The organism is Nonomuraea sp. NPDC050451, from assembly GCF_044458585.1.
Map to the genome: position 1 here is coordinate 948,572 of NZ_JBITHZ010000001.1, position 16,293 is coordinate 964,864.

Genomic DNA, 16,293 nt, shown 5'->3' on the forward strand with positions numbered 1-16,293 from the left:
TATCCGACCATGGAACTGGCCACGGGGTTCGAGTCCATCTCGCGAGACGGCTGGCGGGCGCTGGCGGTCGAGGTCCTCCGCAAGTCGGGCATCGAGACGGAGGCGCCGGAGGAGGCGCTGTCCACCGCCACCTATGACGGGGTGACGGTCGCGCCGCTCTACGACCTGGACGACCTGCCCGGCGATCCCGGGCTGCCCGGCGAGGCGCCGTACGTGCGCGGGGCCCGGGGCACTCCCGGCTGGGACGTGCGCCAGCGGCACGCCGCGGCCGACCCCGAGGCGGTGCTGGCCGACCTGGAGAACGGGGTCACCTCGCTCTGGCTCGTCGTCGGGGACGGCGCGATCCCGGTGGACGCGCTGGGCGCCGTGCTGAAGGACGTCTACCTCGACCTGGCGCCGGTCGTGCTGGAGGCCGGGGAGCAGGTACGCGAGGCCGCCGAGGTCCTGTTCGGACGCGGGAGCGCGGTGCGGGGCAACCTGGGCGCCTCCGCAGTAGGGGGCCCAGGGCTGGAGCTGGCCCGGCGCTGCGTCGGCGGGTTCCCCGGGCTCGGGGCCGTCACCGTCGACGCCACCCCGTACCACGACGCGGGCGGCGGCGACGCCGAGGAGCTGGGCTGCTCGATCGCCCAGGGCGTCGCCGAGCTGCGGGCGCTCACGGACGGCGGGCTCTCTGTTGAGCAAGCGCTAGGGCAGATCGAGTTCCGGTACGCCGCCACCGCCGACCAGTTCGCCACCATCGCCAAGCTGCGCGCGGCCCGCCGGCTGTGGGCCAGGGTCGCCGAGGTGTGTGGCGCCGCCGGGCACGGCGGGCAGCGGCAGCACGCGGTGACCAGTTCGGCCATGATGACCGCCCGCGACCCCTGGGTGAACATGCTGCGCACCACCCTGGCCTGCTTCGCCGCCGGCGTCGGCGGCGCGCAGGCGGTCACGGTGCAGCCGTTCGACGCCTGCCTCGGGCTACCGGACGCCTTCTCGCGGCGCATCGCCCGCAACACGCAGGCGCTGCTGCTGGAGGAGTCGGGCCTCGGACGCGTCATCGACCCCGCCGGCGGCTCCTGGTACGTCGAGCGCCGCACCGCCGACCTCGCCGAGCGCGCATGGGCCTGGTTCCAGGAGATCGAGGCGGCGGGCGGGATCACCCGGGCCGCCGGGCTCGTTTCGGACCGGATCGCCGCCACCCGCGCCCGCCGCGCCGGCGACGTCGCCCACCGCCGCTTCCCCATCACGGGCGTGAGCGAGTTCCCCGACGTGCACGAGAAGCCGGTACGCCCGCCCACGCCCGCGCAGGCCGCCTCCGAGACGGGCGGCCTGCCCCGGGTCCGCTACGCCGAGGAGTTCGAGGCCCTGCGCGACCTGGCCGACGCGCAGCCCGAGCGGCCCACGGTGTTCCTCGCCACCATCGGGCCCGTGGCCGCCCACACCGCGCGGGCCGCGTTCGCCGCCAACCTGTTCCAGGCGGGCGGGCTGGACACCGAGACCGCCGGTCCCGGGGCCGATCCCGAGCAGATCGCCACCGCGTTCGCCGTGAGCGGCGCCTCCGTCGCCTGCCTGTGCTCGACCGACAAGCTCTACGCCCAGCACGCCGCCGCCGTCGCCACCGCGCTGCGCAAGGCCGGTGCGAGGAAAGTCTGGCTGGCGGGGAAGGGGGAGTACGAAGGCGTGGACGGAAACCTCTACGCGGGCTGCGACGCGCTGGCCGTGCTCCGCGAGACCTTCGACGACCTGGAGGTGACCCGATGATCCCGGACTTCTCCGGCATCCCGCTCAACGCCCTGCCCAAGGACGGGCCGGAGGCGCCGATATACGCCGGCGAGGTGTGGGAGACGCCGGAGGGCATCGGGGTCAAGCCGCTCTACACGGCCCACGACCTCGAGGGGCTCGACTTCCTGCGTACCTACCCGGGGGTGGCGCCCTACCTGCGCGGCCCGTACCCCACCATGTACGTCAACCAGCCCTGGACCATCCGCCAGTACGCGGGCTTCTCCACGGCCGAGGACTCCAACGCCTTCTACCGGCGCAACCTCGCTGCCGGGCAGAAGGGCCTGTCGGTGGCCTTCGACCTGGCCACGCACCGCGGGTACGACTCCGACCACCCGCGCGTGGCCGGCGACGTGGGCATGGCCGGGGTGGCGATCGACTCCATCTACGACATGCGGCAGCTGTTCGACGGCATCCCGCTCGACCGCATGTCGGTGTCGATGACCATGAACGGCGCCGTGCTGCCCGTCCTCGCGCTCTACATCGTGGCGGCCGAGGAGCAGGGCGTCGCGCCGGAGCAGCTCGCGGGGACCATCCAGAACGACATCCTCAAAGAGTTCATGGTCCGCAACACCTACATTTATCCCCCGGCGCCGTCGATGCGGATTATTTCGGATATTTTCGCTTATACGAGTGAGAAGATGCCGAAATTCAACTCCATCAGCATTTCCGGTTACCACATCCAGGAGGCCGGGGCGACGTGCGACCTGGAGCTGGCCTACACGCTGGCCGACGGCGTCGAATACCTGCGTGCCGGGGTCGCCGCCGGGATGGACATCGACCGGTTCGCGCCGCGGCTGTCGTTCTTCTGGTGCATCGGCATGAACTTCTTCATGGAGGTCGCCAAGCTCAGGGCCGCCCGGCTGCTGTGGGCCAAGCTGGTTTCTGGATTTAACGCGAAAAATCCGAAATCGCTGAGCCTCCGTACCCACTCCCAGACCTCCGGCTGGTCGCTCACCGCGCAGGACGTCTTCAACAACGTGGCCCGCACCTGCGTCGAGGCCATGGCCGCCACCCAGGGCCACACGCAGTCCCTGCACACCAACGCCCTCGACGAGGCGCTCGCGCTGCCCACCGACTTCTCCGCCCGCATCGCCCGCAACACCCAGCTCCTCATCCAGCAGGAGTCGGGCACCACCAAGGTGATCGACCCGTGGGGCGGCTCCTACTACGTCGAGCGCCTCACCCACGACCTCGCCGAACGTGCCTGGGCCCACATCCAGGAGGTCGAGGCCGCCGGCGGCATGGCCAGGGCCATCGAGGCGGGCCTGCCCAAGCTCCGCATCGAGGAGGCGGCCGCCCGTACGCAGGCCCGCATCGACTCGGGTCGCCAGCCCGTGATCGGCGTCAACAAGTACCGCGCCGAGAGCGACGAGGCCGTCGAGGTGCTCAAGGTCGACAACAGCGCCGTCCGCGCCCAGCAGCTCGACAAGCTGGCCCGGCTCAGGGCCGAACGCGACCCCGGCGCCGTGCAGCGCGCGCTCGACGCGCTCACCAAGGCCGCCGACAACCCCGCGCCGGGCCTGGAGCACAACCTGCTCAAGCTGGCCGTCGACGCCGCCAGGGCCAAGGCGACCGTGGGCGAGATCTCCGACGCCCTGGAACGGGTGTTCGGCAGGCACGCCGAGCAGGTCCGTACCATCTCTGGGGTGTATCGCGACGAGTCAGGCCCCTCCGCCAACATCGAGCGCGCCCGCCTGGCGTGCGCCGACTTCGAGCGGGCCGAGGGCCGCCGCCCGCGCATCCTGGTGGCCAAGATGGGCCAGGACGGGCACGACCGCGGCCAGAAGGTGATCGCCACCGCGTTCGCCGACCTCGGCTTCGACGTGGACGTCGGCCCGCTGTTCCAGACGCCGGAGGAGGTCGCCAGGCAGGCGGTCGAGGCCGACGTGCACATCGTGGGCGTGTCGTCGCTGGCCGCGGGGCACCTCACGCTGGTGCCCGCGCTGCGCCGGGCGCTGGCCGACCTCGACGCCGGCGACATCATGATCGTGGTCGGCGGCGTCATCCCGCCCGGCGACCACGACGAGCTGCGGGCCGCGGGCGCCGCCGCGATCTTCCCGCCCGGCACGGTGATCGCCGACGCCGCCCTCGACCTGCTCGACCAGCTGAGGAACCGTCAGTAAGTTCCCCGGTCGCACATCGTGACGGAGATCGTCCGCTGGGTGGCGACCGGGGACGTGATCCGGAGCGTGACGCGATGGACGCCGCCCGTGCTCTTGAGGCTCTGCGGCGAGGTCAGGAAGCGCTGGCCGTTCTCGGTGACGACCGCCGACGAGCGGCCCACGGCGACGTTGTCGATGTACCAGGTGTAGCGGAACGTCAGCGGCTGGCCCGTGCGCTGCACCAGCGCCTGGAGCGTGACCTCGCCGCCCGTCCAGCAGTCGCCGTTCCTGGCGCCGCCCGGGCGGACGTAGACGAGCCTGAGCCGGCCGGCGGCGGGCGTGGCACTGGCGGTCGGATCCGCCGTCGGATCCGCCGTCGGGTCCGACGTCGGATCCGTGGTCGGGACGTTGCTCGGCGTGCCGTCGTTCTGCGGGCTGGGCCTGGGGGTGCGCGAGCGCCTCGGGCGCGTCGTGGGGGTGCTCGCCGCTTCGGTCGTGGGCGCGGTGCTCACGTCGGCGACGTTCTTGGCCTTGGGGGTGGGCGTGGTGGGGGTGAGCCACATGATGGCGCCGGCCAGCGCCAGCACGGACACGCCGGCGACGCCCGCGATCATCACGGTCTTCGCCCGCCGCCGCCCGGACCGGCGGGGTGGCACGGGCGCCTGGGGCTGCGGGGCCTGGGGCTCGCCCGGCACGAGGAGGTCGACCAGCGCCGAGTGCTGGGCCACCGACGGCTCGGCCACCACCTGCTCGGCGCCCGGCCCTTCGGCGGGCGCGAACCCGGGCTGCGGCTCGGCGGGCGCGTGGTGCGGGAAGGCGGCCGGAGCCGCGGCCTCGACCGGAGCCGCCATCGGGAACGTCCCCGGCCCCTGGCCGTGCTGCCCGATCGCGCCCTGCCCATGAGGCGCGGCCTGATGGTGCGCGGCCGCTCCTTGGCCGAGGTGTGCAGGTGTGCTCTGGCCGAAGTGCGGGCCCTGGCTGTGGTGCACGGCCGGAGCGGGCTGCCCTGGCGCGGGGTGCGCGGCCGGAGTGGGCTGCCCCGGCACGGGCTGGCCGGGGTGCGCGGGCTGGCCCGCCACGGGCTGGCCCAGGGACTGGGGGTCGGTGCCGTGGTTCTGGCGCGAGGTCCTGCGCGGCAGCGGGGGTGCGGGCTGGTCCGCGGCCGGCTCCTGGGGGCGGGCCCGGCGCGGCGGCGTGTCCTGGTCGAGGGTGGCGTCGGGCGTGTCCTGCCAGGCCGCCAGCGGCGGGTCGGCCCTGTGGGGCTGGGCCTGGTAGGGAGCCGTCTGCTGGCGCGACGGCGCGGTCAGCCGCAGCAGCACGTCACGCATCGCGGGGCGGGAGCCCGGATCCTTGGCCAGGCAGGCCAGCAGGATCTCGCGTACCGGCCCGCGCAGCTCGCCCATGCGCGGCTCGTCCTTGAGGATGCGGTTGATCACCGCGGGCAGCGAGTCGTCCCCGAACGGCGGCACCCCCGTGGCCGCGGACACCATCACCGACGCCCACGCGAACACGTCCGCCGCCGCCCCCGCCGCCTTCCCGGCGAGCTGCTCGGGCGCCATGTACGCGGGCGTGCCGACGAAGCTGCCGGTCGCCTTCACGCCGGTGCCGAGCGCCCCGGCGATGCCGAAGTCCACCACCCGCGGCCCGTCGGCCCCGATCAGGACGTTCGCCGGCTTGAAGTCCCCGTGGACGACGCCGGCCTGGTGGATGGCGTCCAGCGCGGTCGCGGTCGCCACGGCGAGCCGCTGCAGCTCCGTCCCGCCGAGCCGGCCCACCTGCTCGAGCGAGGGTCCGTCCACGTACTCGGACACGATGTACGGCCTGCCGCTGGTCGAGGCGTCGAGCACCTGCGCGAGACAGAAGGGCTCGACCTTGCGCGCGGCGGCGACCTCCGTGGCGAGGCGGCCGCCGACGGCGAGCCCCTCGCGCAGCACCTTGACGGCGACCGGGGTGCCGTTGCGGGCCTGGCCGAGGTAGACGACACCGTGGCCGCCCGCGCCGAGCCGACCGACCAGCCGGTAGGGTCCCACCGTTGCCGGGTCGCCCTCGCGGAGGGGTTCGACGTTGGGCATGAGGGGAGTGACTCCTGTGACGGCTGAGGTTGAGAACTCCAGCACCCTACTGGCAAAAGTCAAGACTTGTCAGAGATTAGGCTGATCAACCGGGAAGAAAGGGGTAAGCCGGGTGCACTCGCTGGAGGACTACGCCCGAGGCGTACGGGCCGGGTCCCGTACGTGGATCGCCCGCGCGATCACGCTGGTCGAGTCGACCAGGCCCGACCACAACGTCCTGGCGCAGCGCCTGCTCGTCGAGCTCACTCCGCTGTCCGGCCACGCGCGCCGGGTCGGCATCTCCGGCGTGCCCGGCGTGGGGAAGTCCACGTTCATCGACGCGCTCGGGACGATGCTGACCGCGCAGGGCCACAAGGTGGCCGTGCTGGCCGTCGACCCCTCCTCCACCAGGACGGGCGGCAGCATCCTCGGCGACAAGACCCGCATGGCCCGCCTGTCGGTCGACCCCGCCGCCTTCATCCGCCCCTCGCCCACCTCCGGCACCCTGGGCGGGGTCACCAAGGCGACCAGGGAGGCCATGGTCGTCGTGGAGGCCGCCGGCTTCGACGTCGTGCTGGTCGAGACCGTCGGCGTGGGCCAGTCGGAGACCGCGGTGGCCGACATGGTGGACACGTTCCTGCTGCTCACGCTGGCCCGCACCGGCGACCAGCTCCAGGGCATCAAGAAGGGCGTGCTGGAGCTCGCGGACGTCATCGCGGTCAACAAGGCCGACGGCGAGCACGAGCTGCCCGCCAGGAAGGCCGCGCGGGAGCTGGCGGGCGCGCTGCGCATGCTCCGCTCCGACTCCGCGCCGCCGCCGGTGCTCACGTGCAGCGGGCTCACCGGCGACGGGCTGGACAAGCTCTGGGGGCACGTGCTGAGCCACCAGGAGTCGATCGACCTGGCCGCCAAGCGCCGCAGGCAGCAGGTCGGGTGGACGTGGACGCTGGTGCGGGACCGGCTGCTGTCCGAGCTGCGCAACGACCCCGAGGTGGCGGCGATCACCGAGGAGGTCGAGCGGGAGGTCCTGGCGGGCGAGCTGACACCCGCGCTCGCGGCCGATCGGCTCCTGTCCGCCTTCAAACGCCCCTGAGACGAAGGCGCGCGGCGCGCTGGTCTATCCCAAATGGTGGGATTGCTTTTAGAGTCGGCGTCAACACCGTCCAGGAGGTTCAGGCATGGCCAGCATTCCGTCCCTGCTGCGCGACCGGATCGCGGCGACCCCCGACGCAGAGGCGTACCGATTCCCCTCGGATGACGGCTGGGCCTCGCTCTCGTGGCGCGAGGTGGGCGAACGCGTGCGCGGGGTGGCCCTGGGCCTGGCCGGGCTGGGCGCGGGGCCCGGCAAGCGCGTGTCGATCCTCTGCTCGACCCGGTTCGAGTGGATCCTGGCCGACCTCGCGGTGCTGGCCACCGGGGCGGCCACAACCACCATCTACCCGTCCAACACGGCGGCCGAGTCGGCGTTCGTCATCACCGACTCCGGCAGCACGATCGTCATCGCCGAGAACGACGACCAGGTCGCCAAGCTCAGGTCCGTCCAGAGGGAACTGCCGGACGTCACCCACGTCGTGGTCATCGACGGCTCGCCCAGCGACGACGGCTGGGTGGTCACCCTGGCCTCGCTCGGCGGTGAGGGCGACTACGACGCCATGGTGGACGCCATCGCCCAGGACGACCTGGCCACCCTCATCTACACCTCCGGCACCACCGGCCGCCCCAAGGGTGTGGAGCTGACCCACGACAACTGGCTCTACGTCTCGCAGGCCGTCCGCGGGCTCGGCCTGATCTCTGAGTCCGACCTGCACTTCCTCTGGCTGCCGCTGTCGCACTCGTTCGGCAAGCTGCTGGAGGTCGTCATGATCGACATCGGCGTGGCGACCGCGATCGACGGCCGCCTCGACAAGATCGCCGAGAACCTCGGCGTGCTCCAGCCGACGTTCATGGCCGCCGCGCCGCGCATCTTCGAGAAGATCCACAACACGGTTGTCGCCACCGTGCGCCGCGAGGGCGGGATCAAACTGCGCATCTTCGACTGGGCGAAGAAGACCGGCATCCGGGTCGTCAGGGCCCGCCAGCGCGGGGCGGACATCCCGGTCACCACCCGGATCGAGCACGCCCTGGCCGACCGCCTGGTCTTCGCCAAGCTCCGCGACCGGTTCGGCGGCCGGATCCGCTTCTTCATCTCCGGCGCCGCCCCGCTCTCGCAGGACATCGCCGAGTTCTTCGACGCGGCGGGCCTGACCATCCTCGAGGGGTACGGGCTGACCGAGTCGTCGGCGGGCAGCTTCCTCAACCGGCGGGAGTCGGTGAAGTTCGGGACGGTCGGGCCGCCGCTGCCGGGCACCGAGGTGCGCATCGCCGACGACGGCGAGATCCTCATCGGCGGGCGCGGCATCATGCGCGGCTACCACGGGCTGCCCGAGGAGACGGGCGAGGCGCTGGAGGACGGCTGGCTGCACACCGGCGACATCGGCGAACTCGACGAGGCCGGGCGGCTGCGCATCACCGACCGCAAGAAGGAGCTGATCAAGACCTCGGGCGGCAAGTACGTCGCGCCCACGTACCTGGAGGGCCGGATCAAGGCGGCCTGCCCGTACGCGTCGCACGTCTTCGTGCACGGCGACCGGCGCAACTACGTCACGGCGCTGGTCACCCTCGACATGGATGTCGTCAAGCCGTGGGCCCAGGCTGAGGGGCTGCCGTCCGACCCCGAGGAGCTGCGCGAGCACCCGCGCGTGCGCGAGGAGGTCGGGCGGGCCATCGACCAGGTCAATGCCGACCAGGCCAGCTACGCCACGGTCAAGAAGTTCGCGATCCTGGCCGAGGACTTCACCGTGGAGACGGGCGAGCTGACGGCCAGCCTCAAGATCAAGCGCAAGGCCGTCGAGGAGCGCCACGGCAAGACCCTCGACTCCTTCTACGACGGGTGAGCGATCCCGCCGTGATCTCCCACCTGCCGGTGCGGCCAAGGCACTGCGACGCCCAGGCCATGATGCACGCCTCGCGTTACTACGAGTACATCGAGGACGCGTTCCTCGACTGGATCGGGGCCCGGGGCGGCTACGACCGGCTCCGGCGGGAGGGCGCCGACCTGGTGGTCAAGGCGAGCGGGTGCGAGCACCACGCGCCCGCCCGCCTCGGCGACGTGCTGGCCGTGGAGAGCGCGCCGGCCAGGCTGGGCACCACGTCGATCACGATGAGATTCACGATGCGGCGCGGGGACGAACTGGTGGCCGTCGGCACGGTCACGTACGTGTGCGTCCGCGACGGCCACCCTGCCCCGCTCCCCACGATCCTCACAGGACCCGCTTCGCCCCCGGCAGCGACCGCACCAGGTACGCCACCCACCAGCACAGCGGCAACGCCACCACCAGCATGATCGCGAACTTGACGACCGCGATCGCCTCCAGCCCGCGCAGCGCGTAGCCGATGGCGACCAGCACGAGCGGGTGGATGATGTAGACGGTGAAGGCGTGGTCGGACAGGAACCTCCCGCGCGGCCCCTGCTCGGCGAACCGCTCCCTGAAGAGCACCGTCAGCCCGATGATCATGCTGACCGCGAAGGTGGACTCCCAGATGGCCATGACCGCCGAGTTGACCGTCCCGCTGGTCGCGGACGAGAGCGGCACCAGCACGGCGCTCGACACACCCGCCACGACGAACCCGAGGTACCCCGCCCGCGCGGGCAGCGTCTCGAACCAGCCGCGCCTGAAGGCCACGCACCCGAGCACGAACATGGCGACGTACTGCGGCATGTAGTTCGGCGTCGGCAGCCCGAGCACCGGCACGTACGTGCCGGTCGGCACCTGGAAGCGCCACAGGAACGTGGCGAGGGACAGGCTCAGGACGAACAGCACCACCGACCGCGGCCGCAGCGGCGCGGGGCGCGGATCGGGCGCCGGCCGCAGGCTCCGCCACCACGCGTACGCCAGCGCGAAGACGATCAGCACCTCGGCGAACCACATGGGCCCCGGGTCCCACGAACCCAGGTAGTACATCCAGTACGGCATGTCCGGGCGCTGCGCGAGCCCGCCGAAGTTCACCAGCGGCCGCAGCAGGACGAGGAAGACGAGCAGCGGGATGCCCAGCCGCACCAGCCGGTCCCGCACGAAGGCGCGCGAGCCCTTGCGGTCGTAGGAGCCGGGGGTGAAGAAGCCGGAGATGAGGAAGAAGAACCCCATGAAGAACGCCTGGTTGAACACCACCAGGATGTCGAGCGCGACCCCCGACGGGTCCTTGGCGGGCTCGGTGTAGAACCACAGGGGGATGTTCCCGTACGTGACCGCGGCGTGGTGGGCCACCACCAGCGCGGTCAGCACGATCCGCAGGTTGTCGATCGAGTGGAGCCGGGTCCTCGGCTCGGTCTTCATCTCCTGCACGCCCTTTCGAAGAGGTCGGCGAGTTCGCGCGCGTGCGCGTCGAGGTCGTGGTCGGGATATGTGGCCCAGTAGCCGAACATGCTGTCCAGCGCGGCCGACACCGAGATGGACATGACGCGCAGGTCGAAGTCCCTGAACTCGCCGGTGCGCTGCCCGAGACGGAAGATCATCTCCAGTGCCCGGTAGATCTCCTCGCTGGTGTGCACGCCGTAGCGGGGCTTGCCGTCGGCGGTGCGCAGGTTGTTGAAGATCTCGCCGAGAGCCAGGATCTTCGAGCGGTGCTTGCGCATGTGCGCGGCGTTGGCGACGAAGTACGTCCGCAGCAGCGCGCCGGCCCCCTCCACGCCCTCCATCGCGGCCATCACGTGATCGGCGGCCTCCGTGTAGGCGCGGGTGACCACCTCCTCCATCAGTTCGTCCTTGCCGGCGAAGTGGTAGGAGATGACGCCCTTGCTGATGCCCGCGTGCTTGGCGATGCGCGCAAGGGACGCCTGGGCGAACCCGACGTCGGCGATCACCTCCACGGCCGACGCCACGATCTGCGCGCGCCTGGCCTCCTCGATGAACGACCGCCGCTTCTGGCCGTCCGGCTCAATTTCTGACCGCATGGCCAAAATCTAACACAGACGGCCAGAAGCGGCGATGCCCCGGGCTTCGCGCCTCAGCTCAACCGGGACCGGTAGACCGCCCTGGCCTGCTCCAGCAGGGACACGTGGTCGCCGAACTGATAGGCGCCGGCCAGGCGGCCGTGCTGCCTGATCAGGTCCTCCAGCAGGTCGAGCCACTCCAGGCACCACTCGACGTCCTCCCGCCGGGCGACCCGCCGCCCGTCCACCTCCACGTAGACGGGGCTGGTCAGTGCGTACCCGGTGGAGGTCAGGGTGCGGGGGTGCTGGTCGCACAGGACCTCGGCCACCACGTACGTGGAGGCGTCCACCGTGAGGTCGGCCGTCGCGGTCAGCGGCTCGTCGAGGGCCCGCCCGGGTTCGTTCGTCAGCCGCGCGGCCCCTGCCCGCACGCCCTCCGCCGTGCGGATGCGCACCGCCGCGGCCTCCGGGCCGACAGCGGTGGCCGTGACGCGGATGCGCTGCCCCTTGCGGGCCTGGATCACGTGGCCCGGGCCGTGGCCGGCCACCGACAGCTCCAGCCAGGGGCCGGTGGTGGCGAACGTCCGGCCCGCGCGTACGGCCGCCGCGAACGACCTCGCGGTCAGCTGGCCCTCGACCTGGGCGTAGACGCGAGCCCAGCCGGGCGGGTTCGACTGGATGTCGGAGCGGGTGAAGGAGATCATCGCGTCCGTGCCCGCGGTCACGGCGAGCCGGTTGCCCGCGCCGATCAGCCGCCGGTACACCGCCGCCGTGGACGGGATCGAGGCGTGCGTGAGCACGTCGAGGCTGTCCACGAGCCCGAGCGCGACGTCGGCGACCAGCTCGCGGGCGGCGCAGTTGCGCCACACGGGCGACACGATGCCCTTGGGCGGGTCGCCGTCGGCGATCGGCGTGCGGAAGGGGTGGCTGTAGCCGACCAGCGCGCCGAGCCCGCGCAGCTCCCGCAGCCCGTCGGCGTTGGGCGGCCAGTCGGCGTCGCCCGCGAACCCGGTGTGGTAGCGGCCGGGCGCGGCCCGCGGCGCGAACGCGTAGATGTGGCCGAGCAGGTCGTTGCGGTATTCGACGCCCATCCTGGCCACGTGCGTGGCGTCGGACCACGGCAGGTCCACGTCCGTCCAGTGCTCCAGCGCCTCGCGGTCGTAGACGCGCCTGCCGGAGACGTTGCCGGCCAGGAGGTTGAGCACGTGCAGGTCCTCGCCGTGCTGCGCGGCGGCGGCGTCGGCGGGCGCGCCGACGAGGTCTCCCGCCCAGTTGAGGTGTACGTGCATGTCGGCGCCGTACCAGCCGCGCGCGGCCGCGTCGTAGATGCGCCGCGGGGCGAGCTCGACCAGGCGCTCCTCGCCCGGCTGCGGTACGAGCTCCAGCCTGGCCTCGCCGTACTCCATGCCCCTGGCGGCCTTGATCGTCAGGGGCATGGAGGGCACCTCCAGGACGATGTCGTCGCCGTGGAAGTAGGGGCGGCCGTGGTAGTCGTACCGGTTGGGGGTGTCGGACGGGAACCAGCCGCTGCCGTCCTCGCTCGTCACGCTCCACCGGCACGGCATGCCCGCCACCAGCCGCAGCCTGGCCGCCCGGGTGGGGCGCAGGAGGGTGTCCAGCTCGATCCGCACTCCGTCCACCATGACCGAGCTGTCGTGGTTCACCTCCACCAGCCATGCGCCGCCGGGGTCGAGCCGCCGCTGCGTCTCGTCCACGCTGACCAGGCAGGCCTCGTCCCGCCTCGAGTCGATGAGCAGTGACATCCGCTCCTCGCCGCGGCCGGGTGGCGGCGGCTCGGCGGACGGGACGAACGGCAGCTTGCGCGTCCACCGCCGGCCGTTCCGCGCGCGCCGGTTCGGGCGCGACGGGAGCAGCACCATCCGTGGCGTCCCTTCGAGCCGCACCCCCTCGGGCCCGACCCGCACGGCGGCGAGGTGCCGGGGCAGCTCGCCGCCGAGGGTGTCGCGCAGCACCCTGTCGTAGTCGGGCTCGGCCAGGTGGGCCCCGAGCCGGTCGTGCGGCTCGCCCGGACGGCTCTCGGCGACCGCCTCGACGACCAGCCGCCAGAACCGGTCGAACAGCCCGGATGGCAGCACCCTGCGCCTGGCGAAGAACTTCACGTAATGGATCTCCGGCTCACCCCAGGTGATGCCGTGCTCGGCCAGCAGCCGTCCGTACTCCTCCAACGCGCCCGCCACGCTTCCGGGCAGCATCGGCTCAGCACTCATACCCGCCCTCCCCATGTCGCTTGCGCGTCATCGTGACATGGATCACGAAAAGCAAGCCGCTGAGGCGAGCGGCAGGGGTCGGAAACCTTGTCCTGAGGAGGAGATCTGTACTCCTGAGTGTGCCCCTAGGTGTGCCATCTCAGGACGTTGGCGCCCAGGGCGCGGCATGCGGCCGATCGTGGTGCGCGGGCGGCGTCTGTGGCGACGCCGTGCATGCGCCGGCCGCCGCCCTGCGGGATGCGTCCGAGCTTCTTGACGTCGACGTGGATCAGGTCGCCGACCCGGTCGTGCTCGTAGCGGATGACCTGGCGCAGCTGCTCGCCGGTCGGCGGGTCGAGGTCACGGAGCCGGTTGAGTCCTCGCCTCACCGGGATGCGGTGGGCGGTCGCCGGCGCGACGGCGATGCCGTGCAGCCGCTGGAGGTCGGTGGCGAGCCGCGCGGGCCCATGCTTGGTCTGCCGCCGCAATGCCTCCGCCAGGTCAGCGATGTCCTCGGGGGTGCGGGCGGGGCTCGTGGCGGGGCGGGAGGAGTGGTCGAGCAGGCCGTTCTCGCCGTGTGCGCGCCAGCGGCGTACCACTTGGCCAGGCAGCGGTGCGTTCCGATGCCCCCTGCTGGTGGCGCTCCTGGACTTGGCGGACGCGTTCATCGGGAGCCCTGGGATCTCAGGGCTCCCGCGTGAGCGGCTGTGCTTGGCGTCAACGTGCGAACTTTTCGATGGCCGCCGGGGTGACGGGGGTGAAGAAGTTGACGAGGTTGCCGTCGGGGTCGCGCAGCAGCAGCGACCGGTTGCCCCAGGGCATCGTGGTGGGCTCGGTGACGAAGTCGGTGACGAAGCCGGTCAGATCCTGGTGAACGCGGTCCACGTCGTCGACGAGGAACTCGGTGATCACGCTGTGGTTGTCCGCCGGGCGGGCAGAGCCCGGGGCGAACAGCGGGACGGTGCGGGTGCCGGCGATCGCGAGGGTGGCGCCCGCGGTCTTGAGTTCGGCGAAGTCCTCGGTGGCCCACGTCGCCCGCGCCCCTGTGGCTTGCTCGTAGAACTCGACCAGGCGCGCTACGTCGCTGGTGATGATGCGGATCGAGACGAAGTCCATGGAAATCTCCTTGGCTGTGCTTGAGGCGTGCACGTCGCAGACTAGGAGAAATAGTGGACAGAATCGGTCCTGTATTCGCGTTAGGCTGCGAACATGCCTCGACCCACCGGCCGCGTGCTGACACTCCTGGAGCTGCTGCAGTCGGGCGGCACCCGGACGGTGGCCGAACTCGCCGACCGGCTCGGCGTCGAAGGGCGCACCGTGCGGCGATATGTGGACCAGCTGATCGACCTGGACGTGCCCGTGGAATCGGTGCGCGGCCGCTACGGCGGGTACCGGCTCGCCCCCGGGTACCGCCTGCCTCCGCTCATGCTCAGCGACGACGAGGCGCTGGCCGTGCTGCTCGGCCTGGTCGCCGGCCGCCGAGCAGGGTTGACGACGACGGAGCACACGGCAAGCGAGACGGCATCGGCGAAGATCCGGCGGGTGCTGCCCAAGCACATCGCCCGTCGGCTCGACACGCTCCTGGAAGCTCTCGCCTTCACGGATCAGCCCGGCGAGTTCGACACCCCGGACGCCGAGGTCCTGCTCACCATCGCCGATGCGGTGCGCCACCGCCGACCGGTCTCGATCCGCTACACCGACCGCGACGGACGGCGCAGCGAACGCACGCTGCACGCGTACGGGATCGTCGCCCATTCGGGCCGATGGTACGTCACGGGCGAGGACGCCCAGATCGGCGAGGACCGAACCTTCCGGCTCGATCGCATCGCAGACGCGAGGACCCTGTCCGGCTCATTCGAAGCGCCCGTGGGTTCCGGTCCGGCACAGCGGGTGTTGTCAGCGTTCGCCACGGCCGAGTACCGGCATGAGGTGACCTTGCGGATCCACGGGACAGTTGAGCAGATTCGCGCCCGCCTTCCCGCCGGCGTCGCGAGCCTGGAGGAGCACGAGTCCGTGGCAGGCGAGGACCGGGCGACCGAGCGCTGGCTGCGCGTCGAGCTGCGGGTGGAGCGGCTCGACTGGTTGCCTCCGGTACTCGCCTCACTCGACCGGCCGTTCGTCATCGAGCGCCCCGATGAACTGCGCGACCTCGTCATCGCGCTCGCCGATCGCCTCGCGTCCCACGCCCGCCAAGCCTGACAGCGAGGAACCAATGTCATGAGATGGCAAACCCAGGCGTACTGAACCGCCCTCTATGACGTCCGGTGACGTTTTGTGATCGCCTATCCAGATCTGAGGGTCGACGAAGATGCCCCGTCAGCCGCCGGCGCGATGGCCGCGGGGCGGGACGGTGGCGACCATGGCCGAGGTGCGCACCTCCCACACGCCGCAGGCACACCGCAGGTAGGAGACCGTGCCCTCGGAGGTGCGGTGGGAGGAGACGACGGCCAGGGCCAGGGGGTCGTGCAGGTGTCCGGAGTGCATGTTTCCAATCTGCTGTAATGGCCTTATGCATTTCAACGCTTACGGCGGCAACGGGGCGGCCCTCGCGGCGGCGCTGGTGAACGCGACCGACTTCAGCCCCGAGTCGGTCCAGGCGATGCTGGCCGAGCACCGCCTGCTTCGCACCGTCGTCACGGCCGAGCAGGCCGAGGAGTTGCGGGTGTGGGCGGGGCGGCTGTCACCGGTGTTCGGGGAGCGGGACCAGGACACGCAGATCAAGCTGATCAACGATCTGCTCGACGTCACCGCGTCCAAGCCGTACGTCAGCGCGCACGACGGGCGCGAGCCGCACCTGCACTTCTTCGATCCCAGCGCGGACGTCGTGTCCAGGGCGAAGGACACGACGGCCGGCGGGCTGGCCATGGCCATGTCGTTCGCGGGCAGGCACCGGCTGGGGCGGTGCGACCGCGACGGGTGCGAGATCGTCTTCGTCGACACCTCCCGCAACGGGCGGCGCCGGTTCTGCTCTCCCGCCTGCGCGAACAGGGTCAACGTCGCGGCGCATCGGGCGCGTGGCCTTGCGCGATGATCGACGCTTCGCATACTCTTTGGACGTCTTATCGCCGAGCCCTGGGGGCAGTTGACGTGAGGATCTGAGGTCGCGGGCACCGCGCCGTTCCGCCCTGTCTTGGGCATGCGCGCACACCTGGACCTCCTGGCGATCCTCTTTCGCCCCGGATCCTTTGCTTGTGCTGCGCGCG

General features: G+C 71.6%; 14 protein-coding genes. 7 read left to right on the top strand and 7 right to left on the bottom strand.

Features of this window, described 5'->3' with window-relative positions:
- Positions 1-9 precede the first annotated feature (9 nt).
- Together ACIBI9_RS04380 and scpA are read left to right on the top strand one after the other, a co-directional pair.
- Complete coding sequence (locus ACIBI9_RS04380) at positions 10-1,740, top strand: methylmalonyl-CoA mutase family protein (RefSeq protein ID WP_397220476.1); 1,731 nt, start codon at positions 10-12, stop codon at positions 1,738-1,740.
- Entirely contained in the window at positions 1,737-3,884 is a 2,148-nt protein-coding gene (gene scpA, locus ACIBI9_RS04385; RefSeq protein WP_397220477.1) for a methylmalonyl-CoA mutase, read from the top strand. Before ACIBI9_RS04380 ends, scpA begins: the two co-directional genes overlap by 4 nt.
- Here the strand turns inward: scpA and ACIBI9_RS04390 are convergent.
- The gene (locus ACIBI9_RS04390) at positions 3,878-5,935 is read right to left on the bottom strand and encodes a serine/threonine protein kinase (RefSeq protein ID WP_397220478.1); all 2,058 of its coding nucleotides are present in this window, start codon (positions 5,933-5,935) and stop codon (positions 3,878-3,880) included. The genes scpA and ACIBI9_RS04390 overlap by 7 nt on opposite strands.
- Positions 5,936-6,047: 112 nt before the next feature.
- On the opposite strand from ACIBI9_RS04390, the gene meaB reads away from it, so the two are divergent.
- The 3 genes from meaB (at position 6,048) to ACIBI9_RS04405 (ending at position 9,296) form a co-directional block, all read left to right on the top strand.
- Positions 6,048-7,007 (top strand): methylmalonyl Co-A mutase-associated GTPase MeaB, encoded by a 960-nt coding sequence (gene meaB / locus ACIBI9_RS04395; RefSeq protein ID WP_397220480.1) that lies wholly within the window; start codon positions 6,048-6,050, stop codon positions 7,005-7,007.
- Positions 7,008-7,092: 85 nt separating this feature from the next.
- The gene (locus ACIBI9_RS04400) at positions 7,093-8,847 is read left to right on the top strand and encodes an AMP-dependent synthetase/ligase (protein ID WP_397220482.1); all 1,755 of its coding nucleotides are present in this window, start codon (positions 7,093-7,095) and stop codon (positions 8,845-8,847) included.
- Positions 8,844-9,296: an acyl-CoA thioesterase gene (locus ACIBI9_RS04405; protein ID WP_397220484.1), complete on the top strand. Its 453-nt coding sequence runs from the start codon at positions 8,844-8,846 to the stop codon at positions 9,294-9,296. The genes ACIBI9_RS04400 and ACIBI9_RS04405 overlap by 4 nt, the downstream gene beginning before the upstream one ends.
- Here ACIBI9_RS04405 and ACIBI9_RS04410 read toward each other — a convergent pair.
- The 5 genes from ACIBI9_RS04410 to ACIBI9_RS04430 all read right to left on the bottom strand — a co-directional run bounded on the left by ACIBI9_RS04410 (position 9,214) and on the right by ACIBI9_RS04430 (position 14,206).
- Entirely contained in the window at positions 9,214-10,287 is a 1,074-nt protein-coding gene (locus tag ACIBI9_RS04410; protein WP_397220486.1) for an acyltransferase family protein, read from the bottom strand. The two genes, ACIBI9_RS04405 and ACIBI9_RS04410, sit on opposite strands and share 83 nt — an antisense overlap.
- Positions 10,284-10,904: a TetR/AcrR family transcriptional regulator gene (locus ACIBI9_RS04415; RefSeq protein ID WP_397220488.1), complete on the bottom strand. Its 621-nt coding sequence runs from the start codon at positions 10,902-10,904 to the stop codon at positions 10,284-10,286. Before ACIBI9_RS04415 ends, ACIBI9_RS04410 begins: the two co-directional genes overlap by 4 nt.
- 53 nt (positions 10,905-10,957) lie before the next feature.
- The gene (locus ACIBI9_RS04420; RefSeq protein WP_397220489.1) at positions 10,958-13,111 is read right to left on the bottom strand and encodes a CehA/McbA family metallohydrolase; all 2,154 of its coding nucleotides are present in this window, start codon (positions 13,109-13,111) and stop codon (positions 10,958-10,960) included.
- 125 nt (positions 13,112-13,236) lie between these two features.
- Entirely contained in the window at positions 13,237-13,758 is a 522-nt protein-coding gene (locus ACIBI9_RS04425) for a helix-turn-helix domain-containing protein (protein WP_397220490.1), read from the bottom strand.
- A gap of 49 nt (positions 13,759-13,807) precedes the next feature.
- Positions 13,808-14,206 (bottom strand): VOC family protein, encoded by a 399-nt coding sequence (locus ACIBI9_RS04430; RefSeq protein ID WP_397220492.1) that lies wholly within the window; start codon positions 14,204-14,206, stop codon positions 13,808-13,810.
- 93 nt (positions 14,207-14,299) lie between these two features.
- Here ACIBI9_RS04430 and ACIBI9_RS04435 point away from each other — a divergent pair, with 93 nt between their 5' ends.
- The gene (locus ACIBI9_RS04435; protein WP_397220494.1) at positions 14,300-15,289 is read left to right on the top strand and encodes a helix-turn-helix transcriptional regulator; all 990 of its coding nucleotides are present in this window, start codon (positions 14,300-14,302) and stop codon (positions 15,287-15,289) included.
- A gap of 117 nt (positions 15,290-15,406) precedes the next feature.
- On the opposite strand, the gene ACIBI9_RS04440 is transcribed toward ACIBI9_RS04435, so the two are convergent.
- Positions 15,407-15,574 carry a hypothetical protein gene (locus ACIBI9_RS04440; protein WP_397220495.1) on the bottom strand — a complete coding sequence of 56 codons (168 nt, stop codon included), beginning with the start codon at positions 15,572-15,574 and terminating at the stop codon, positions 15,407-15,409.
- A 25-nt stretch (positions 15,575-15,599) separates the two neighbouring features.
- Here ACIBI9_RS04440 and ACIBI9_RS04445 point away from each other — a divergent pair, with 25 nt between their 5' ends.
- Positions 15,600-16,121 (top strand): CGNR zinc finger domain-containing protein, encoded by a 522-nt coding sequence (locus tag ACIBI9_RS04445; protein WP_397220497.1) that lies wholly within the window; start codon positions 15,600-15,602, stop codon positions 16,119-16,121.
- Positions 16,122-16,293 lie beyond the last annotated feature (172 nt).